This window comes from Caballeronia sp. ATUFL_F2_KS9A (assembly GCF_023630765.1).
In the GTDB taxonomy this organism is placed as follows: domain Bacteria; phylum Pseudomonadota; class Gammaproteobacteria; order Burkholderiales; family Burkholderiaceae; genus Caballeronia; species Caballeronia zhejiangensis.
Genome location: NZ_JALQEK010000004.1, coordinates 32,802 through 53,877, shown reverse-complemented (window position 1 = coordinate 53,877; position 21,076 = coordinate 32,802). Strand labels below are relative to the sequence as shown.

Here is a 21,076-nt window from a genome sequence, read left to right as displayed (position 1 = left end):
AATAAATACCGAGGTGAAAGCCGATGGCGGCTCGCCCGGACGGCCCGCTTTTCCCGAGCGCCGAACGATGCATTTTAGACGCCGCGCCAGGTAAGGCATGGGCGATGCGGACCGGATTGCGTGTCGAAGGCGGCTTGTGGCGGCACGCGAGCGCAACGGGTGGCGCACGAGCGAGCCCGGCAGCCAAAAAGTTATAATTTACTGATTATGGCCCAGTTCCGCAATGCACCAATCGGATGCGCCGGAACCGGCCCAAACGGCGCTGCGCGCGCCCGCCGGGCCTCTCTCCTTTTCCTTGCCGGATCATTGTTTTGAAACTGCACCAGGATTCCACCAGCGCGCTCAATACCATCACGAGCTACGGAGACGGTTTCGTGGCGATCAATCTCGAAAGGCACGAAGGCAGCGTGATCGTCATGCCGCAGACGCCCGTCGCGGCGTGGCCGGTGTCGTCGTTCGATGCGCTCAAGCCCGAGGATTTCGATGCGCTCGTCGAGGCCGCGCCGGAAGTCGTCATTTTCGGCAGCGGGTCGCGGCTGCGCTTTCCGCATCCGCGCCTCACCGCGCAACTGGCGAAACATCGCATCGGCGTCGAAACGATGGATTTCGGCGCGGCCTGCCGCACCTACAACATACTGATGTCCGAAGGCCGGCGCGTGGCCGCCGCACTGCTGATCGAAGCCTGAGGGGATCGCTAAGGCGGCGCTAAGGAAGCGTTGGCAGACTCCCGCCGCCCGTCCGATATCGGCAGCAGCCGTCGCTTGCCAGTCGTCAATTTTGACGGATGCCGGTCGGCCGTGCGCTACACTCCCGCCCGGCATCGTCGTTACGCCGGGCGTTTCGACGTCGGACAAGTGCGCAGCGCGCGCTCGAACGTGCGAACTCGCATCGACAATGCGTGCCTGAGCATGCACGAGTTGCATCCTCGCGCGGCGCGCATTCATCGCTCAATTCGTTTCATTAGCGCCGCGCATCGCGGCATCGGACAGGTCGACTTCATGAACGATACGCCTACCCGGCTACCGCTCACGCGTCTTTCGCTCATTCTTCTGGTACTCGCACTCGCGATCATCTGGTTCGCGCCGCTCGGGTATCGTCATCTCGTGCCCAGCGACGAAGGCCGTTACGCCGAAATGGCGCGCGAGATGTTCGTGACCGGCGACTGGATCACGCCGCGCTACAACGGCTACAAGTATTTCGAAAAGCCGCCCCTGCAAACTTGGGCGAATGCCCTTACCTTTGCGTGGTTCGGCATCGGCGAATGGCAGGCGCGCCTTTATACGGCGCTCACGGGCTTTCTGGGCGTGCTGCTCGTCGGCTATACCGGCACGCGCGTATTCAACGCGATGACGGGCTTCGCCGCCGCGGTCATCCTCGCGACGTGCCCGTACTGGAACCTGATGGGCCACTTCAACGCGCTCGACATGGGCCTGTCGTTCTGGATGGAGCTGACCCTCTGCGCGCTCCTGCTCGCCCAGCGCCCCGGACTGCCGACCCGCGAAGTGCGTCTCTGGATGTGGCTCTGCTGGGCCGGCATGGGCGCCGCGGTGCTGTCGAAGGGTCTCGTCGGCCTGATCCTGCCGGGCGCCGTGCTCGTTCTGTATTCACTCGTGTCGCGCGACTGGGCGCTCTGGAAGCGGCTCTATATCGGCAGTGGGCTGATCGTGTTCCTGATCGTGACCGGCCCGTGGTTCGCGCTCGTGCAGATGAAGAACCCGGAGTTCTTCGACTTCTTCTTCATCGTCCAGCAATTCAAGCGCTATCTGACGCCCGAGCAGAACCGCCCCGGCGCGTTCTATTACTTCGTGCCGGTTCTGATCGTGGGTTTTCTGCCGTGGCTGTCGATCGCCTTTCAGAGCGTGCGCCACGGCTTGAAGACGCCACGCCAGCCCAACGGCTTCGCGCCGGTCACGATGCTGCTGATCTGGTCCGCGTTCATTTTCCTGTTCTTCAGCGCGTCGCATTCGAAGCTCATTTCGTACGTGCTGCCGATCGCGCCGGCGCTCGCGCTCGTCATCGGGCTGTATTTGCCCTCGCTGACGAAATCGCAGTACCGCATGCATCTGATCGGCTATGCGGTATTTCTGATCGCCGCGGCCTTCGGAGCGATTTTCCTCGGCCGCGCGGGCAGCGCCAACACGCCTAACGCGCTTTATCGCGAGTTCCAGATCTGGGTGTACGCGGGCCTCGCCGTCGCTTTCGTCGTGACGATATTCGCGCTCTGGCTGAACCGGCGCAGCGTGCTCGCGGGCGCGACGGGACTAGGCGCGGCCTGGCTGCTGCTGGGCACGATCGCGGGCTCCGGTCACGATGTCTTCGGCACGCAGAGTTCCGGCGTGCGGCTCGTGCCGGCCGTGAAGGCCGCGATGGCCAAGCTCCCGCCCGACACGCCGTTTTACTCGATCGCGAAGCTCGACCACACGATGCCCTTCTACCTCGGCCACACGATGATCATGGTCGGCGAAGCCGACGAGCTGACCTTCGGCGTACAGACCGAGCCGCAAAAATGGGTGCCGAGCGTCGACGAATGGGTCAGGCTGTGGGATTCGGAGCGCTACGCGTTCGCGCTGATGCCGCCCGCACGCTACGACGAGCTCATGGCACGCCACGTGCCCATGCAGGTGATCGCCCGCGACGAGCGCCGCGTGATCGTGGAGAAACCGCAGCCGTGAGCGCGCGTTTTCCTCCCGGTCGCGATGCTGCGCTGCACGATCGTTCGGCATTTCGCGATGAACCGAGTATCCTTGTTCCGCATTTGAAAAACGCGCGATGAACCCGATCTCCTTTATTTGCATCGTCATCGGCGTATCGTTGAACGCATGCGCCCAGCTCCTGCTCAAAGCCGGCGTGAACGCGGTGGGCCATTTCGACATGACGCCCGCCAACATTCTGCCGGTCGGCATCAAGATCGCGACGCAGTGGCCGATCATCGGCGGGCTTGCCTGTTATGTGCTGAGCGTCGTCGTGTGGATCGTCGGGCTGTCGCGCGTGGACGTGTCGATCGCCTATCCGATGCTCTCGCTCGGCTATGTCGTCAACGCGTTCGCCGCGTGGTACCTGTTCGGCGAAGTGCTGTCGATGCAGCGGCTCATCGGCATCGGCATCATTCTGGTCGGCGTCGTGGTGCTCGCGCGCGGCTAGTTGCCGGACCGAAGCGTCCGCCGGATCAATTCATTTTTTAAACGCATAGTCCATGACTCAAACAACGCGGCCGTTCCTGCCCTTCGTGAAGCCCGATATCGACGAAGAAACCATTCAGGGCGTCGTCGACGTGCTGCGCTCGGGCTGGATCACGACTGGCCCGCAGAATCAGCAGTTCGAGGCGGAGTTGTCGGCGTACGTGGGCGGCCGCCCGGTGCGCGCCTTCAACTCGGGCACCTGCACGATGGAAATCGGCTTGCGCATCGCGGGCGTCGGCCCCGGCGACGAAGTCATCACCACGCCGATGACCTGGGTGTCGACCGCGAACGTGATCCTCGAAGTCGGCGCGACGCCGGTGTTCGTCGATATCGATCCGGTCACGCGCAACATCGACCTGAATCTGCTCGAACGCGCAATCACGCCGCGCACCAAGGCGCTGATGCCCGTCTATCTGGCCGGCCTGCCCGTCGACATGGACAAGCTCTACGAGATCGCGCGCGCCCACCAGCTGCGCGTGATCGAAGACGCCGCGCAGGCGTTCGGTTCGACGTGGAAAGGCCAGCGCATAGGCGCGATCGGCGACATCGTGTCGTTCAGCTTCCACGCGAACAAGAATGTGACGTCGATCGAAGGCGGCGCGCTCGTAATGAATAACGAGGACGAAGCGGAACTCGCGCGCAAGTACCGTCTGCAAGGCATTACGCGCACGGGCTTCGACGGCATGGATTGCGACGTGCTCGGCGGCAAGTACAACCTGACGGACGTGGCGGCGCGCGTCGGCCTCGGCTCGTTGAGGCGCGTCGAGAGCCTCACGCAGCAGCGCCGCGAACTTGCGCGCCTCTATTTCGATGCCTTCAAAGGCGGCGCGGCGGTCGAGCTCGGCGTGGGTCTGCCGGTCGAGAACTTCACGGACCACAACTGGCACATGTTCCAGATCGCGCTGCCGCTCGAAAGGCTCAAGCTCACGCGCGCGGAATTCATGGCGCAACTGAAGGAGCGCAACGTCGGAAGCGGCGTGCATTACCCGGCGCTGCACTTGTTCACGCTGTATCGCGCGCGTGGCTACAAGGAAGGCATGTACCCGCATTCGGAGCATTACGGCGCGTCGAACGTGACGCTGCCGCTCTTCCCGGGCATGACCGCCGACGACGTGACGCATGTCGTCCGGTCCATCGACGAAATCTGCGAGCAGTTCGGACACAACGGGTAACACGGACCATCAAGGACAATCAGCGCAACATGAGTCATTTCGATTTTCCGGCGACGTCCCCCGAGCTTTCGGTGATCATCCCGGTGTACAACGAAGCGGACGGCCTCGCCGCGCTTTTCCAGCGCCTCTATCCGGCGCTCGATGCGCTCGGCACGTCGTACGAGGTGATCTTCATCAACGACGGCAGCCGCGACAAGTCGGCCGCGCTGCTCGCGCAGCAGTTCCACGTGCGGCCCGACACCACGCGCGTCATTCTGCTCAACGGCAATTACGGCCAGCACATGGCGATCCTCGCGGGCTTCGAACAGTCGCGCGGCGAGATCGTCGTCACGCTCGATGCCGACCTGCAGAATCCGCCCGAGGAAATCGGCAAGCTCGTCGCGAAGATGCGCGAGGGCTACGATTACGTCGGCACGATTCGCCAGCAGCGGCAGGACAGCCTGTGGCGCAAGAAGGCGTCGCGCGCGATGAACCGCCTGCGCGAGCGCATCACGAAGATCAAGATGACCGACCAGGGCTGCATGCTGCGCGCGTACAGCCGCCATATCATCGATACGATCAATCGCTGCGGCGAGATCAACACGTTCATTCCGGCGCTCGCGTACACCTTCGCGCAAAACCCGATCGAAGTCGATGTCGCACACGAGGAGCGGTTCGCGGGCGAGTCGAAGTATTCGCTCTATAGCCTCATCCGCCTGAACTTCGATCTCGTTACCGGCTTTTCGGTCGTGCCGCTGCAATGGCTGTCGTTCATCGGCGTGATTCTGTCGGTCGGCTCGGCGGGCCTGTTCCTGCTGCTGTTGATTCGCCGCTTCATGTTCGGCGCGGAAGTCCAGGGTGTGTTCACCCTCTTCGCCATCACGTTCTTCATGCTCGGCGTCATCATCTTCGCGCTCGGGCTGCTCGGCGAGTACATCGGGCGCATCTATCAGCAGGTGCGCGCGCGGCCGCGCTATCTCGTGCAGACGATTCTCGAACAGCGCGACGGCGTATCGGTCGCCGCCAAGCCGTTGCAGGACGCCGTGCAGCAAGTGGTCGCCGTCACGCGCGAGGAAGACGACCGATGAAGCCGCGCGCAGTCGTCTTCGCGTATCACAACGTCGGCGTGCGCTGTCTGCAGGTGCTGCTCGCGCGCGGCGTCGATGTTGCGCTCGTCGTCACGCACGAAGACAGCGCAAGCGAGAACATCTGGTTCGGCAGCGTCGCGCAGGTCGCGGCGGAACACGGCATCGACACGATCACGCCTGCCGATCCAAAGTCGCCCGAGCTTTTCGGCGCGGTGGAGAAAATCGCGCCGGACTTCATCTTCTCGTTCTACTACCGGCACATGCTGCCCGTCTCGCTGCTTTCGCTCGCAAAGCGCGGCGCGTACAACATGCACGGCTCGCTTCTGCCCAAGTATCGCGGCCGCGTGCCGACGAACTGGGCCGTCATCAACGGCGAAACCGAGGCCGGCGCGACGCTGCATGAAATGCTCGCGAAACCCGATGCAGGCGCGATCCTCGCGCAAACGCCGGTGCCCATCCTGCCCGACGACACAGCAGCGCAAGTCTTCGACAAGACCGTCGTTGCCGCCGAACAGACGCTCTGGCGCGTGCTGCCCGCCTTGCTCGCCGGCGAAGCGCCGCATCTGCCGAACGATCTCGCGGCGGGCAGCTATTACGGCGGACGCAAGCCGGAAGACGGCCGCATCGACTGGTCGCAGCCGGCGCAGCGTGTCTACAACCTGATTCGCGCGGTCGCACCGCCGTATCCGGGCGCGTTCACGGATATCGGCCCCGATCGTTTCATCGTCGCGCGGGCGCGGCTCGTGCCCGAAACGGGCGCGCCGGGCGTTTCACCCGAAAGACTCCGTGAGCTGCGGGGTTTGCCCCCGGGCCTGACCGTGGCGGATAATGCGCTGTTTGGCGTCTGCGGCGATGGCCGCGTCATCGCCATCCACGAATTGCGTCACCGGCCCCTGAACGCCGACGCGCAACCGTCGGGCGAAGAACGCACCGTCGATCCTTCCGAATTCGGCCGAATCATTCAATCCTCTCGTCATTCATGAAAAAAGTTCTGATCCTGGGTGTCAATGGCTTCATCGGCCATCACCTGTCCAAGCGCATCCTCGAAACCACCGACTGGGAAGTCTTCGGGATGGACATGCAAACCGATCGCCTGGGCGACCTCGCGAATCACGAGCGGATGCATTTCTTCGAGGGCGACATCACGATCAACAAGGAGTGGGTCGAGTATCACGTGAAGAAGTGCGACGTGATCCTGCCGCTCGTCGCGATCGCCACGCCCGCCACGTACGTGAAGCAGCCGCTGCGCGTGTTCGAGCTCGACTTCGAGGCGAATCTGCCGATCGTGCGTTCGGCCGTGAAGTACGGCAAGCATCTGGTGTTTCCGTCGACGTCCGAGGTGTACGGCATGTGCACCGACGAGCAGTTCGATCCGGAAAACTCCGTGCTTTCCTACGGCCCGATCAACAAGCCGCGCTGGATCTACGCGTGCTCCAAGCAACTCATGGACCGCGTGATCTGGGGCTATGGCATGGAGGGTCTCAACTTCACCCTCTTCCGTCCGTTCAACTGGATCGGCCCGGGCCTCGACTCGATCTACACGCCGAAGGAAGGTTCGTCGCGCGTCGTGACGCAGTTCCTCGGGCATATCGTGCGCGGCGAAAACATCAGTCTCGTCGACGGCGGCGCGCAAAAACGCGCGTTCACCGACATCGACGACGGCATCGGCGCGCTGATGAAGATCATCGAAAACAAGGGCGGCGTGGCGTCGGGCAAGATCTACAACATCGGCAATCCGACGAACAACTTCTCGGTCCGCGAACTCGCGAACAAGATGCTCGCGCTCGCAAACGAATTCCCCGAGTACTCGGACAGCGCGAAGCAGGTGCAACTGGTCGAGACGTCGTCGGGCGCGTACTACGGCAACGGCTATCAGGACGTGCAGAACCGCGTGCCGAAGATCGACAACACGATGCAGGAACTCGGCTGGGCGCCGCAAGCGTCGATGGACGACGCGCTGCGCAAGATCTTCGAAGCGTACCGCGGCCACGTGGGCGAGGCCCGCAAGCTGGTGGAACAGGCGTAAGGCGCGCGCGTGGCTCGCATCGTTCTGAAAATCGACGTCGATACGCTGCGCGGCACGCGCGAAGGCGTGCCGAACCTCGGGCGGCTCCTCGACAAGTACAGCGCCCGCGCGACGTTCCTCTTCAGTCTCGGCCCGGATCACACCGGCTGGGCGCTGCGGCGGGTCTTCCGGCCCGGCTTTCTGAAGAAGGTGTCGCGCACGTCGGTGGTCGAGCATTACGGCGTGAAGACGCTCATGTACGGCGTGCTGCTGCCGGGGCCGGATATCGGCCGCGAAGCGGTGTCGGAAATGCGTGCGATCCACGAGGCCGGCTTCGAATGCGGCATCCATACGTGGGATCACGTCTACTGGCAGGACAACGTGCGCGGGCGTGATCGCGACTGGACCGTCGCGCAGATGCAGCAGAGCCACGCGCGCTTCATCGAGATTTTCGGCGGACCGCCCGTCACGCACGGCGCCGCCGGCTGGCAGATGAACGGCTACGCGTTCGAGCAGATCGACGCGTGGGGCATGCGCTACGCATCCGACGGGCGCGGCCACACGCCGTATATTCCCGTGCTCGACGGCCGCACGCTGAATCACATCCAGATGCCGACCACGCTGCCGACGCTCGACGAAGTGCTCGGCGTCGATGGCGTCGACGAAAGCAATGTCGCGGCGCACGTGCTGCGTCATACGGTGAACAATCCGCACGATCAGGTGTTCACGCTGCACGCCGAACTCGAAGGCCAGAAGCTCGCGCCGGTGTTCGAGCAACTGCTCGCCGGCTGGCGCGCGCAGGGACACAGCTTTGCCACGATGGGCGATTACCATGCGGCGCTGGACCGCGCGTCGCTGCCCACGTACCCTGTGACGTGGGGCGAGATTCCGGGCCGCGCGGGCGAACTGATCGTCCAGCCGGGCTGAAGCGGCGCGTGGCCGCTTTCTCCCCGCCTCGCTTTTCTCACCGATAAACCAGAACGACCGGAGAAACCTACGTGTCAGTTGCAGTCGACCAGCCCGTTCCCGACTTCACCGCACCCGCGACGGGTGGCGAGTTCACCCTGTCCTCCTTGCGCGGCAGAAAGGTCGTGCTCTTCTTCTATCCGAAGGACAACACGCCCGGCTGCACCACCGAAAGCCTGCAATTTCGCGACCACTACGATCAGTTCAAGGCGGCCGGCGCGGAAGTGATCGGCATCTCGCGCGACAGCGTGAAATCGCACGACAACTTCAAGGCGAAGCTCGAGCTGCCTTACACGCTGGTTTCGGACGCTGACGAAGCGATCTGCACGCTCTTCGATGTCATCAAAATGAAGAAGATGTATGGCAAGGAAGTGCGCGGCGTGGAGCGCTCGACCTTCCTCGTCGACGCAAACGGCGTGCTGCGACGCGAGTTTCGCGGTGTCAAGGTGCCGGGCCACGTAGAGGCGATCGTCGAGGCTGTACAAGCGATTTGAGGCACGTTATATTGGTTCGCAATGAGCGCCTGCCTTCCCCATTTCCTTCGTTCCAGTGCAAGCCGCCGTGTGCCTGTGGGTACGGTGGGCATGGACCCGGGCTATGTGGATCCGGCAAGGGAAAGGCGCTCTGAAGCTGAAGTCAGCCGCTGGTTCCGGTAGTCGGAACGGCGGCTTTTTCATTTGGCGTCGCACGAAAGCCACGCTTCATCGGCTCGGGCGCGGCGTGTTGCACGCAACCTCCAAGGAGCAGATCGAAACTTAGGCGAACCGGCGATTTCGACAACGAAGCGCGCCTCCGGGCGCAAACTGCAGGATTCGTATCGCTTCGAGGGCGTACGAGCAGGATGCGACAGGCGGCGCACGATACACGACCCGATTCCTTTCGAGGGAACATCATGCCTTTGCCTACCGCCCCGGCCAAGCTCGGCCATCTCCTTCCGGCTGAAGAATACAAGGCCAAAGCCCGGCCTTCGAAGCAGTCGAAAAAACAAGCCGCGGCGAGCGATGACGACGCCTATGGCGCGGTCGAGACCGTCGCCGCCGAGCGTCCCGCCACGAATGCCGCGCACACGCTGCGCTCGATCGCGAACGAAGTGCTGACCCAGATTCCGGCCGAGCCGCACGTCGAAGCCGTCGTGCCGCCGCCCGCACCGGGCACCGTCCCTACGCGCGCCCGAAAATCGAAGCAGACCGCCGCGCTCCTGCAGCCGACGCCCGGCGCCCGCGCCACGCCGGATGCAGTCGAAGCGCGCACGGAGCGCGCCGAAACGCCCGTCGCGACCGAAGCACCTGTCTCGGCCACGGCGCGCGATACGCGCGCGCAGAACAAACGTCGCAAGGGCACGGCTGCCGAAGCCGAATTACGCAAGCTCTTCGTGCTCGACACCAACGTGCTGATGCACGACCCGAGTTCGCTCTTCCGCTTCGAGGAACACGACGTCTATCTGCCGATGATGACGTTGGAAGAACTCGACAACCACAAGAAGGGCATGTCGGAAGTGGCGCGCAACGCGCGTCAGGTGAGCCGGACGCTCGATGCGCTCGTCGCGCACGCGGGCAACGCCAGCAAGATGGCCGAAGGGCTTCCGCTCGCTGCGCAAGGCAATCGCGACGCGCTCGGCCGCCTCTACTTCCAGACGACGCTCACGGACATCGAGCCGGTCGAAGGCCTGCCCGTCGGCAAGGCGGACAACCAGATTCTCGGCGTCGTGCGCGCGCTGCAGAAGGAGCGGCCGGATCGCCAGGTCGTGCTGGTGTCGAAAGACATCAACATGCGCATCAAGGCGCACGCGCTCGGTCTGCCTGCCGAAGACTACTTCAACGATCAGGTTCTCGAAGACAAGGATCTGCTCTACTCCGGCGTGCGCGCACTGCCGCAGGATTTCTGGACCAAGCACGCGAAGGGCATGGAGAGCTGGCAGGACACCAAGACCGGCACCACGTATTACCGCGTGACCGGGCCGCTGTGCCCTTCGATGCTCGTCAACGAGTTCGTCTATCTCGAGCCGCAGAACGGCGAGCCGTCGTTCCATGCGGTCGTGCGCGAGCTCAACGGCAAGACCGCGCTCCTGCAGACGCTGCGCGACTACGGTCATCACAAGAACAACGTGTGGGGCATCACTGCGCGCAACCGCGAGCAGAACTTCGCGCTGAATCTGCTGATGAACCCGGAAGTCGATTTCGTCACGCTGCTGGGTCAGGCCGGCACCGGCAAGACGCTGATGGCGCTCGCCGCGGGCCTTGCGCAAGTGCTCGACGACAAGCGCTACAACGAGATCATCGTGACGCGTGCGACGGTTCCGGTCGGCGAGGACATCGGCTTTCTGCCCGGCACCGAGGAAGAGAAGATGCAGCCGTGGATGGGCGCATTCGACGACAACCTCGAAGTCCTCCAGAAGACCGATGACGCCGCCGGCGAATGGGGCCGCGCCGCGACGCAGGAGCTCATCCGTTCGCGTCTGAAGGTGAAGAGCATGAACTTCATGCGCGGACGCACGTTCGTCGACAAGTACGTGATCATCGACGAGGCGCAGAATCTCACGCCGAAGCAGATGAAAACGCTCGTCACGCGCGCGGGCCCCGGCACGAAGATCGTGTGCCTCGGCAACATCGCGCAGATCGACACGCCGTACCTGACCGAAGGCAGTTCGGGTCTCACGTATGTCGTCGATCGCTTCAAAGGCTGGACGCACAGCGGTCACGTGACCCTCGCGCGCGGCGAGCGTTCGCGCCTCGCCGATTACGCGTCCGACATTCTGTAAGCGCGCGGCTTTCAACGCGATGAAACGGCCCGGCGGAGCGATCCTGCCGGGCCGTTTCCTTTCGTCCTAACGTTCCGCACTTGCAACACTTACGGCACAGACTTCATGTAAATCCTCAAGACATCTTGCCGCACGGCCGTGCGGCGGATTAGTATCGGCACACTGTCCTTCCTGGCGGGTTGCCGCTCGCCTTTTGCAATGCGTCGAATCTGCCTGCCGCTACTTGTTACCGTCATGCTCGCCGCGTGTGGATCCGCGCCGCAGCAGACGGCACGCAAGCCTGCGGCCAGCACGAGCGCCAACCGCACTTATAGTCCGCCGCCCGGTTTTCCGAAGTTCGTCGATCACAGTGTCGGGCGCGAGGAAATCTCCATTCAGGCGATGTCGCTCGTCGGCGTGCCGTATCGCTGGGGCGGCAACACGCCCGATGCGGGCTTCGATTGCAGCGGGCTCGTGCGGTATGTCGTCGACCGCGCGGCGTCCGTGAATCTGCCGCGCACGACCGCCGACATGAGCTCGCGCGGCGAATCGGTCGAACCGGACGAGATCGCGCCGGGCGATCTGATCTTCTTCAACACGACCGGACGGCCGCATTCGCACGTGGGCATCTATGTCGGCAAGCTGCGCTTCGTGAATGCGCCATCGACGGGCGGCACGGTGCGCCTCGACTATCTGACGAACCCGTACTGGGCGAAACGATTCGACGGCATTCGCCGCGTCGCGCCGCCGAAGACCGCGCCTACCCCGTTCGATGCGCCGACTTACATCGCGTCGCCTGCGCCCGTGCAAGCGCCTGCTCCGTCATCCGCCGACGCTTTCGAGCCACCGCCCTCGACGCTCAACGCGGCGCAACGCCAGGCTCGCGCCGCTAGCGCTACGACGCCTGGCGTCGCGACGATCAACGCTTCATCGGATCCGATTCAGGCCGCCGCCGACGCCTTCGAACCGCCGCCGCCGACATCGACCGCCGCGCGTCAGCAGGCGCGCTCCGCACAAGCCGCTGCCGATCCCTACGATTCCGCCGAGCCGCCCGTGCGCGTGATGCGCGCCTCCACCGGCTCGCTCGCCGCACCCCGCCCCGCACAGAACGACGATCCCATCGCCCGCTTCGCCACCGGCACGAACTGACGCGCGCTGCGCGTCTCTGCTATCGTGTTCCGATCATTCGTCGACGGAGCGCAACACCATGGACCTGGGACTCGCGGGCAAGGTTGTCCTGATTACGGGCGGCAGCAAGGGGATCGGATTTGCATGCGCCAGAGCGTTCGCGAGCGAAGGCGCGAAGGTCGCGATTGTTTCGCGCGACGCTGCGAATCTGGCCCGCGCCCGGGAGCAACTCGCGAGCGACGGGTATCACGTGCATCTCGCGCGCGCCGACCTGCACGAGGCCCACAGCGCCGAGGATGTCGTCGAAGAAGCGAGCACCGCGCTCGGGCCGATCGACATTCTTATCAACAGCGCCGGCGCCGCGCGCCGCTACGATCCGGACACGCTCGACGCCGCGGCCTACAGAGCGGCGATGGACGCCAAATACTTCTCCTATGTCTATCCGCAGCAGGTCGTTCTCAAGCGCATGGCGGAGCGCCTGCGTAACGATCCGAAAGCCGAGCCTGGCGCGATCGTCAACATCGTGGGAATGGGCGGCAAGATCGCGACGGACATCCACATCGCAGGCGGCGCGGCCAATGCGGCGCTGATGCTCAACACCGTCGGGCTCGCGCATCACTACGCGAAGCTCGGCATCCGCATCAACGCGATCAATCCGGGCGCGACGCTCACGGAACGCGTCGAGGAAGCGCTCGATCTGGAGGCGAAGCGGCAAGGCGTGACGCGCGATCAGGTGCTCGCCGACAGTCAGGCGAAAGTGCCGCTCGGACGCTATGCGAAGCCGGAGGAAATCGCCGACGTTGCGCTCTTTCTGGCGAGCCGCCGCGCGAGTTACGTGTCGGGCGCGATCATTCCGATGGACGGAGTGTCGTCGCCGATCATCTGACGCGCTGCGGGCCCGATGAGAGCCCGCAGGCGGAACGAATCAAAGGAAGCGGTGGCCGATCCACCAGCCGGCCGCCGCGAGCGCGGCGGACGCGGGAATGGTCAGAATCCACGCCCACACGATATTGCCCGCGACGCCCCAGCGCACGGCGCTGAATTTCTGCGTCGCGCCGACGCCGACGATCGCGCCGGTGATCGTATGGGTCGTCGATACGGGAATGCCGAGGAACGACGCGACGAAGAGCGTGATCGCCCCGCCCGTCTCCGCGCAGAATCCGCCGACCGGCTTCAGCTTCGTGATCTTCTGACCCATGGTCCGCACGATGCGCCAGCCGCCGAAGAGCGTGCCGAGACCCATCGACAGGTAGCACAGGCCGATTACCCAGACGGGCGGCGCTTCGGCGGTTGCGGAGGCGTAGCCGGTCGCGATCAGCAACATCCAGATGATGCCGATGGTTTTTTGCGCATCGTTGCCACCATGGCCGAGCGAATACAGGCCAGCCGAAACGAGCTGCATGCGGCGGAAGCGCCGGTCGACCTTCGAAGGCGGCGTGCGGAAATACAGCCACGACACGAGCAGCATGAAGAACGAGCCGAGCACAAAGCCGAGCAGCGGCGAGATGAAGATGAATGCGACGGTCTTGAGCAGCCCGTCCCAGTTGAGCGACCCCCAGCCGGATTTGGCGAGCGCCGCGCCGACGAGGCCGCCGATCAGTGCGTGCGACGAACTCGATGGAATGCCGTAGATCCAGGTGACGATGTTCCAGCCTATCGCGCCGACGAGCGCGCCGAAAATGACGTAATGATCGACGATTTCGGGATCGATCGTGCCCTTTCCGACGGTTGCGGCGACCTTGAGGTGAAAGATGAAATACGCGATGACGTTGAACGCCGCGGCGAAGGCGACCGCCTGCTGCGGCTTCAATACGCCGGTCGAAACGACCGTGGCGATGGAGTTGGCGGCGTCGTGAAAGCCGTTCATGAAGTCGAACGCGAGTGCGACTATGACGAGCAAGGCGACTGCCCAGATGGCGAGTTGAATCGAATGCATCGGTTGGTGTTGTTTTTACCGGCGCTCGAAGACGGCGCGGGATTGTGTCGTCGTTGCCCGCGTTGCGTGATGCGCCGCGGGCTCGGGCGGCATGATCAGGCGTTTTCCAGCACGATGCCTTCGATGATGTTCGCGACGTCTTCGCACTTGTCGGTAATCGTCTCGAGCAGTTCGTAGATCGCCTTCAGCTTGATGAGCGTCTTGACGTCGTCTTCCTCGCGGAAGAGCTTCGACATCGCCGAGCGCAACACGCGGTCCGCGTCCGACTCGAGCCGGTCGATTTCCTCGCAGATCTTCAGGATTTCGCTCGCGCGCTTCATGTCCGCCAGCAATTCGACGGCCTGCTGCACGCGCGTGACCGTGCTCGTGCAGATATGCGCGAGCTGGCTCGCCTCCGACGTCACGAAACGCACGTCGTACAGGGAAATAGCGGTGGCCACGTCCTCCATCAGGTCGAGGATGTCGTCCATCGTCGTGATGAGCTTGTGGATTTCGTCGCGGTCGAGCGGCGTGATGAACGTCTTGTGCAACAGGTCGATGGTTTCGTGCGTGAGCTTGTCGGCGCGCTTCTCGTTCGCCTGCACGTTCTGCTTGTGAACCTCGGCTTCGTCGAGGTTGTCGATCAGCAGTTCGAGCTCGCGGCTCGCGTCGACCATGCACTTCGCATGCGCGTTGAAAATCTCGAAAAATTTGCCCTCGGTGGGCATGAAACGACCGAACATGAAAATCCCGATAAATGGGTCAATCTGAGTCAGACATCAAACTGACATATTGTACCTGTGTGCACTACCCGACGCACCGCGCGCATCTGACGCGCGGCCGCTATTGCCCCGGACTTGACAGCGGTTACGGTAACTGGCTTATTCGCCGCCGTAGAAGTTTTGTGCGCCCGCGAAGTTGTCGAACTTCGTGTATTGGCCGTGGAAGGTCAGGCGAACCGGCCCGATCGGACCGTTACGCTGCTTGCCGATGATGATTTCCGCCGTGCCCTTGTCGGGGCTGTCGGGATTGTAGACTTCGTCACGATAGATGAAGAGGATCACGTCCGCGTCCTGTTCGATAGCGCCCGATTCGCGCAGGTCCGACATGATCGGCCGCTTGTTCGGACGCTGCTCGAGACCGCGATTCAGCTGCGACAGCGCGATGACCGGCACGTCGAGTTCCTTCGCGAGGCTCTTCAGCGAACGCGATATCTCGGAGATTTCGGTCGCGCGGTTTTCGCCGCCGCCCGAGCCGGACATGAGCTGCAAGTAATCGACGATGATGAGGCCGAGCTTGCCGCACTGCCGCGACAAACGCCGCGCGCGCGAGCGCAGTTCCATCGGATTCAGGCCGCCGGTTTCGTCGATGAAAAGTTGCGCCTCGCTCATTTTCTGGACGGCGTGCGTGAGCTTCGGCCAGTCTTCGTCGGTGAGACGCCCGGTGCGCATGCGATGCTGGTCCAGCCGGCCGACCGAGCCGAGCATACGCATGGTGAGCTGCGTGCCCGGCATTTCCATCGAGAACACGGCGACGGGCAAGCCGTATTCCACGGCCACGTATTCGCCGATATTCATCGAAAAGGCCGTCTTACCCATCGACGGGCGGCCCGCCACGATGATCAGCTCGCCGCCGTGCATGCCCGACGTCATGCGGTCGAGGTCGACGAAGCCTGTCGGCGTGCCGGTCACATCGCTTGGATTGGCTGTGTGATAGAGCGTGTCGATGCGCTCGACGACTTGCGTCAAGAGCGGTCCGATCTCCAGAAAACCCTGCGTGCCGCGCGCGCCCTCTTCGGCGATCGAGAACACGCGCGCTTCGGCTTCGTCGAGAATCTGGCGGACTTCCTTGCCTTGCGGATTGAACGCATCGGCGGAGATTTCATCGGCGACGGAAACCAGACGGCGCAGCACCGCACGATCGCGCACGATCTCCGCGTAGCGGCGGATATTCGCCGCGCTCGGCGTGTTCTGCGCGAGCGCGTTCAGATACGCGAGCCCGCCCACTTCCTCGGCCTTGCCGGCCATCGTGAGCGCTTCGTAGACGGTGATGACGTCGGCCGGACGCGTCGAAGCAATCAGCTTGCCGATATGCTCATAAATGATGCGATGGTCGTAGCGATAGAAATCGCCCTGATGCATCACATCGGCGATGCGGTCCCATGCGGCGTTGTCCAGCAGCAGGCCGCCGATCACGGATTGCTCGGCTTCGATCGAGTGCGGCGGGACCTTCAGCGCGTCGAGTTGCGGGTCTTTGGACGGTGCGTTCATGGGGTGGAATTATCGATGAATTCAGCGCGTAGGAACAACGCTCAGACAAATAAAAAAGGCAGGAACCTCGACGGTTCCTGCCTTTCTTTCGTGCGTTGCGAGACGCGAGGCCTCGCCTGAAACTTACGCGTGCTCGCCGAGCACCGACACGTTGACGTCGACGAGGACGTCCGTGTGCAGCGCCACTTGAACCGGATGGTCGCCGACCATCTTGATCGGGCCTTGCGGCAGACGCACTTGCGCCTTTTCCACTTCCGCGAAGCCTTGCTTCTTCAGCGCGTCAGCGATGTCCGCATTCGTGACCGAACCGAACAGACGGCCGTCGACGCCAGCCTTCTGGGCGATCTGAACCGTGAAGCCGTTCAGCTTTTCGCCCTGAGCTTGTGCGGCTGCCAGCTTTTCAGCGGCGACCTTTTCGAGGTCCGCGCGGCGAACTTCGAATTCGGCGATGGCGTCCTTGGTCGCGCGGCGTGCCTTCTTGCCGGGGATCAGGAAGTTACGTGCGTAGCCGTCCTTGACCTTGACGATATCGCCGAGGTTGCCCAGGTTGACGACCTTTTCCAAAAGAATGATTTGCATTTTTGGCTTTCCTTAGTGCGTCGTCTGATTTAGGCCTTGTGCAGGTCGGTGTACGGCAGGAGCGCGAGGAAACGCGCGCGCTTGATTGCCGTGTCGAGCTGGCGCTGATAGTGCGCCTTCGTGCCAGTCAGACGAGCCGGCGTGATCTTGCCGTTTTCGCCGATGAAGTCCTTCAGCGTTTCCGTGTCCTTGTAGTCGATGTACTCGACACCGGCTGCCGTGAAACGGCAGAACTTCTTGCGCTTGAAGAGCGGGTTTTGTTGCTGACGACGCTTGTCGAATTTCTTACCAGTCGGGCGGGGCATGATTAGTCCTTTCCAATGTCCTGCAATTCTGTGATGTGAAACACCAAGGTTCGCGCGTTACGGCTTCTCTTCGCCAGAAAGCCCGTGAAGCGTGTTTCGACGCCCATCGGACAGCTTTCCAGTTTGCCGCTCGCTTCGCCGGCCGCGACCGCCTGCAGAGTCAGTTCGACTTTCCGGGCGATGCCCGCCTCGACGACTTCTGCCGCGTGTTGCAAGGTGCAGCTTGCGATCGGGATGCCGGCGGGCGTGTACCGCACCGGTTCGCGTTCCACGACGCTCGCTGTCAGTTGCAGCCGGTTCACTTAAACCTTGGTGGCTGTGGCGAAAGATTCGCCTTAAGCCTGCGCTTCGGACGGCTGGCTGGCCGCCTTCTTGGCTTCTTCGCGCTGCACTTCCTTCATCATCGGCGACGGGCTGGTTTCAGCCTTCTTCATCTTGACGATAAGGTGACGCAGAACGGCGTCGTTGAACTTGAATGCGTGCTCCAGCTCTTCGAGCGTAGCCTGATCGCATTCGATGTTCATGCAGACGTAGTGAGCCTTCGCGAGTTTCTCGATCATGTAGGCCAGTTGGCGACGGCCCCAGTCCTCGATGCGGTGGATCTGACCACCGTGCGACGTGATCGTGCTCTTGTAGCGCTCGATCATCGCGGGCACCTGCTCGCTTTGATCGGGGTGCACGATAAAGACGATTTCGTAATGACGCATATTCACTCCTTGTGCTGACTTTTGGATGAAAGCCACCCGGGCGTCGGACCGGTGCGGCAAGTGAGAAGCCAAAGATTATAGCTTTTCGTGCGCGCTCGCGCAAATGCAAATTCGAACGCCTTTTCAAGCAGTTAGCGGCCGCGCGCGTGCTCGCGCTGCGGTTCGCCGGGAAGCGTCAGCCGACGGCTCCAATATCCGGGTTGCGCGTAGATTTCCTTAAGATAATCAATAAAGTAGCGCACGCGCGCAGGCACGTAGCGCTGCTGCGGATAGACCGCGAGGATGTCGTAATCGGGAAGTTCGAAGTCGTCGAGCACGGTTTCGAGTTCGCCCGATTCCAGTTGCCGCTGGATTTCCCACGTCGAGCGCCAGCCGAGCCCGAGCCCTTCCGAAGCCCAGCGATGCAGCAATTCGCCGTCGTTGCAGTCGAGATTGCCGGTCACGCGCACGGTCACGACCTTGCCATTGCGGCGGAAATACCAGCCGCGGTTCTGCCCGCCCTGCAGATTGAACGCGAGGCAATTGTGATTCGGCAGGTCTTCGAGCGTTTTCGGCCGGCCGTGCTTCTTGAAGTACGCGGGCGTGCCGCAGACGACGCGCCGGTTGCTCGCCAGCTTCACCGCGACGAAATTCGGATCGACCGCGCCGCCGATGCGAATCGACAGGTCATAGCCCTCGCGCACCAGATCGACGACGCGATCGGTCAGATTGAACGACATCTGCAATTCCGGTTTGTCGCGCAGAAACGGCGGCGCGTGCGGCGCGACGTGCATGCGCCCGAAGGCCGCCGGCGCCGACACGATCAGATGCCCGCCCACCGCGCGCCGTCCCGCCGCCAGTTCGTTCTCAGCCTGATCCCAGTCCGCGAGCAGGTTCTTGCAGCGGTCGAGGAACGCCGCGCCCTCTTCGCTCACGACGAGCCGTCGCGTCGAGCGATACATCAGCTTCACGCCGAGGCGCTTTTCGAGCGCGTCGATGCGCCGTCCCAGAATCACGGGCGACACGCCCTCTTCCAGCGCCGCCGCCGCGAGACTGCCCGCCTCGGCCACGCGCACGAACGTTTCTATCTGCTTGAAGCGGTCCATCTGCGTCTCCCGCCAATGCCTCATCACTCGGGCATTCGATACTTTTTGTTTGGAAAAAAGCGACTGACGCTGATCTTATCAAACCTTTTTCACAGACTTAAAGTGCAACGGAACCCTGCTTGAATGCAGACAGCGATTTCGGATAGAGACCCCAGGAAGGAGACAACCATGCCCAAAATGAGAGCCGTCGACGCAGCCGTCCTCGTGCTGGAAAAGGAAGGAATCGATACCGCGTTCGGTGTGCCGGGCGCGGCCATCAACCCGTTTTACTCCGCGATGAAAAAGTCGGGCGGCATCAGCCACGTGCTGGCGCGCCACGTCGAAGGCGCATCGCACATGGCCGAAGGTTATACCCGCGCGGCGCCGGGCAACATCGGCGTGTGCATCGGCACGTCGGGCCCGGCGGGCACGGACATGATCACCGGCCTCTACTCCGCCCAGGCCGATTCGATTCCGATTCTCGCGATCACCGGCCAGGCGCCGCGCGCGCGTTTGTACAAGGAAGATTTCCAGGCCGTCGATATCGAATCGATCGCCAAGCCCGTCACGAAGTGGGCTGTCACCGTGCGCGAGCCGGCGCTCGTGCCGCGCGTGTTCCAGCAGGCTTTCCATCTGATGCGCTCGGGCCGTCCGGGTCCGGTGCTCGTCGATTTGCCGATCGACGTGCAGCTCGCCGAAATCGAATTCGACATCGACACGTACGAGCCGCTGCCGGTCTACAAGCCGAAAGCGACGCGCGCGCAGATCGAAAAAGCGCTGACGATGCTCAACGACGCCGAAAAGCCGTTGATCGTCTCGGGCGGCGGCGTGCTGAACGCGGCGGCGGAAGATCTGCTCGTGCAGTTCGCGGAAACGCTCGGCGTGCCGGTCATTCCGACGCTCATGTCGTGGGGCGCAATTCCCGACGATCATCCGCTGATGGCCGGCATGGTCGGCTTGCAGACGTCGCACCGCTACGGCAACGCGACGATGCTCGCCTCCGATTTCGTGCTCGGCATCGGCAATCGCTGGGCGAATCGCCACACGGGCAGCGTCGAGGTTTACACCAAGGGCCGTAAGTTCGTGCACGTGGATATCGAGCCGACGCAGATCGGCCGCGTGTTCGGACCGGATCTCGGCATCGTCTCGGATGCGAAGGCGGCGCTCGAACTGTTCGTCGAACTGGCGAAGGAATGGAAGGCCGCGGGCAAGCTGAAGGACCGCGGCGCGTGGGTCGCGGACTGCCAGCAGCGCAAGCGCACGATGCAGCGCAAGACGCACTTCGACAATGTGCCGATGAAGCCGCAGCGCGTCTACGAAGAGATGAACCTCGCGTTCGACCGCGACACCTGCTTCGTCACGACGATCGGTCTGTCGCAGATCGCCGGCGCGCAGTTTCTGCACGTGTTCAAGGCGCGCAACTGGATCAACTGCGGCCAGGCCGGCCCGCTCGGCTGGACGATCCCGGCCGCGCTCGGCGTGCGTGCCGCGGACCCGCAACGCAAGATCGTCGCGCTCTCGGGCGACTACGATTTCCAGTTCATGATCGAAGAGCTCGCCGTCGGCGCGCAATTCAAGCTGCCGTACGTGCACGTCGTCGTGAACAACTCGTATCTCGGCCTGATCCGTCAGGCGCAGCGCGGCTTCGACATGGACTACTGCGTGCAGCTCGCGTTCGACAACATCAACGCACCTGAGCTCGAAGGCTATGGGGTCGATCACGTCGCGGTCGCCGAGGGTCTCGGCTGCAAGGCGCTGCGCGTGTTCAAGCCGGAAGACATCGCGGGCGCGCTGAAGCAGGCGCAAGCGTTGGCGGTGGAGCATCAGGTGCCGGTCGTCGTCGAGATGATTCTCGAACGCGTGACCAACATCGCGATGGGCACCGAGATCGACGCGATCAACGAGTTCGAAGAGCTCGCCGAAACGAAGGCAGATGCACCGACCGCCGTTACGCCGCTCGACTAAAGCATCGCCGCCGCGCG

21 protein-coding genes are annotated in these 21,076 nt (G+C 63.2%); 13 read left to right on the top strand and 8 right to left on the bottom strand.

Annotated features, from left to right (window positions below; genetic code table 11):
- Positions 1 to 311 precede the first annotated feature (311 nt).
- The 12 genes from NCS67_RS05935 (at position 312) to NCS67_RS05880 (ending at position 13,140) form a co-directional block, all read left to right on the top strand.
- The gene (locus NCS67_RS05935) at positions 312 to 686 is read left to right on the top strand and encodes an Mth938-like domain-containing protein (RefSeq protein WP_008349815.1); all 375 of its coding nucleotides are present in this window, start codon (positions 312 to 314) and stop codon (positions 684 to 686) included.
- 312 nt (positions 687 to 998) lie between these two features.
- A complete protein-coding gene (locus NCS67_RS05930) occupies positions 999 to 2,672 on the top strand; it encodes a glycosyltransferase family 39 protein (protein ID WP_175980107.1) in 1,674 nt (557 codons plus the stop codon).
- 97 nt (positions 2,673 to 2,769) lie between these two features.
- On the top strand, positions 2,770 to 3,141 hold the full coding sequence (locus tag NCS67_RS05925; RefSeq protein ID WP_008349817.1) for an SMR family transporter: 372 nt from the start codon (positions 2,770 to 2,772) through the stop codon (positions 3,139 to 3,141).
- A gap of 52 nt (positions 3,142 to 3,193) precedes the next feature.
- On the top strand, positions 3,194 to 4,351 hold the full coding sequence (locus NCS67_RS05920) for a DegT/DnrJ/EryC1/StrS family aminotransferase (protein WP_250434659.1): 1,158 nt from the start codon (positions 3,194 to 3,196) through the stop codon (positions 4,349 to 4,351).
- 29 nt (positions 4,352 to 4,380) lie between these two features.
- Positions 4,381 to 5,418, top strand: a complete 1,038-nt coding sequence (locus NCS67_RS05915; protein ID WP_008349819.1) for a glycosyltransferase — start codon at positions 4,381 to 4,383, stop codon at positions 5,416 to 5,418.
- Positions 5,415 to 6,401 carry a formyltransferase gene (locus NCS67_RS05910; protein WP_250434657.1) on the top strand — a complete coding sequence of 329 codons (987 nt, stop codon included), beginning with the start codon at positions 5,415 to 5,417 and terminating at the stop codon, positions 6,399 to 6,401. Before NCS67_RS05915 ends, NCS67_RS05910 begins: the two co-directional genes overlap by 4 nt.
- A complete protein-coding gene (locus NCS67_RS05905) occupies positions 6,398 to 7,444 on the top strand; it encodes a bifunctional UDP-4-keto-pentose/UDP-xylose synthase (protein WP_008349823.1) in 1,047 nt (348 codons plus the stop codon). The genes NCS67_RS05910 and NCS67_RS05905 overlap by 4 nt, the downstream gene beginning before the upstream one ends.
- 9 nt (positions 7,445 to 7,453) lie before the next feature.
- Entirely contained in the window at positions 7,454 to 8,350 is an 897-nt protein-coding gene (locus NCS67_RS05900; RefSeq protein ID WP_250434654.1) for a polysaccharide deacetylase family protein, read from the top strand.
- A 71-nt stretch (positions 8,351 to 8,421) separates the two neighbouring features.
- Positions 8,422 to 8,883, top strand: coding sequence for a peroxiredoxin (locus tag NCS67_RS05895; protein ID WP_008349827.1), 462 nt, complete (start codon positions 8,422 to 8,424; stop codon positions 8,881 to 8,883).
- 398 nt (positions 8,884 to 9,281) lie between these two features.
- The gene (locus NCS67_RS05890; protein ID WP_250434653.1) at positions 9,282 to 11,147 is read left to right on the top strand and encodes a PhoH family protein; all 1,866 of its coding nucleotides are present in this window, start codon (positions 9,282 to 9,284) and stop codon (positions 11,145 to 11,147) included.
- A 198-nt stretch (positions 11,148 to 11,345) separates the two neighbouring features.
- Positions 11,346 to 12,275 (top strand): C40 family peptidase, encoded by a 930-nt coding sequence (locus NCS67_RS05885; protein WP_033536115.1) that lies wholly within the window; start codon positions 11,346 to 11,348, stop codon positions 12,273 to 12,275.
- 58 nt (positions 12,276 to 12,333) lie between these two features.
- Positions 12,334 to 13,140, top strand: coding sequence for an SDR family oxidoreductase (locus tag NCS67_RS05880; protein WP_175980104.1), 807 nt, complete (start codon positions 12,334 to 12,336; stop codon positions 13,138 to 13,140).
- 39 nt (positions 13,141 to 13,179) lie between these two features.
- On the opposite strand, the gene NCS67_RS05875 is transcribed toward NCS67_RS05880, so the two are convergent.
- The 8 genes from NCS67_RS05875 to NCS67_RS05840 form a co-directional block, all read right to left on the bottom strand.
- Positions 13,180 to 14,190: an inorganic phosphate transporter gene (locus NCS67_RS05875; protein ID WP_008349834.1), complete on the bottom strand. Its 1,011-nt coding sequence runs from the start codon at positions 14,188 to 14,190 to the stop codon at positions 13,180 to 13,182.
- A gap of 95 nt (positions 14,191 to 14,285) precedes the next feature.
- Entirely contained in the window at positions 14,286 to 14,912 is a 627-nt protein-coding gene (locus NCS67_RS05870) for a DUF47 domain-containing protein (protein ID WP_008349836.1), read from the bottom strand.
- Between the two features lie 138 nt (positions 14,913 to 15,050).
- A complete protein-coding gene (locus NCS67_RS05865; RefSeq protein ID WP_008349838.1) occupies positions 15,051 to 16,439 on the bottom strand; it encodes a replicative DNA helicase in 1,389 nt (462 codons plus the stop codon).
- Between the two features lie 123 nt (positions 16,440 to 16,562).
- Positions 16,563 to 17,018, bottom strand: a complete 456-nt coding sequence (rplI, locus tag NCS67_RS05860) for a 50S ribosomal protein L9 (protein ID WP_175980103.1) — start codon at positions 17,016 to 17,018, stop codon at positions 16,563 to 16,565.
- A 29-nt stretch (positions 17,019 to 17,047) separates the two neighbouring features.
- Positions 17,048 to 17,323 (bottom strand): 30S ribosomal protein S18, encoded by a 276-nt coding sequence (rpsR, locus tag NCS67_RS05855; RefSeq protein ID WP_007000150.1) that lies wholly within the window; start codon positions 17,321 to 17,323, stop codon positions 17,048 to 17,050.
- Positions 17,324 to 17,325: 2 nt separating this feature from the next.
- Complete coding sequence (gene priB, locus NCS67_RS05850; RefSeq protein ID WP_175980102.1) at positions 17,326 to 17,625, bottom strand: primosomal replication protein N; 300 nt, start codon at positions 17,623 to 17,625, stop codon at positions 17,326 to 17,328.
- A 33-nt stretch (positions 17,626 to 17,658) separates the two neighbouring features.
- Positions 17,659 to 18,030, bottom strand: coding sequence for a 30S ribosomal protein S6 (rpsF, locus tag NCS67_RS05845; protein WP_008349848.1), 372 nt, complete (start codon positions 18,028 to 18,030; stop codon positions 17,659 to 17,661).
- Between the two features lie 131 nt (positions 18,031 to 18,161).
- Complete coding sequence (locus tag NCS67_RS05840) at positions 18,162 to 19,115, bottom strand: LysR family transcriptional regulator (RefSeq protein WP_008349850.1); 954 nt, start codon at positions 19,113 to 19,115, stop codon at positions 18,162 to 18,164.
- Between the two features lie 168 nt (positions 19,116 to 19,283).
- On the opposite strand from NCS67_RS05840, the gene gcl reads away from it, so the two are divergent.
- On the top strand, positions 19,284 to 21,059 hold the full coding sequence (gene gcl, locus NCS67_RS05835; protein WP_250434652.1) for a glyoxylate carboligase: 1,776 nt from the start codon (positions 19,284 to 19,286) through the stop codon (positions 21,057 to 21,059).
- Positions 21,060 to 21,076 lie beyond the last annotated feature (17 nt).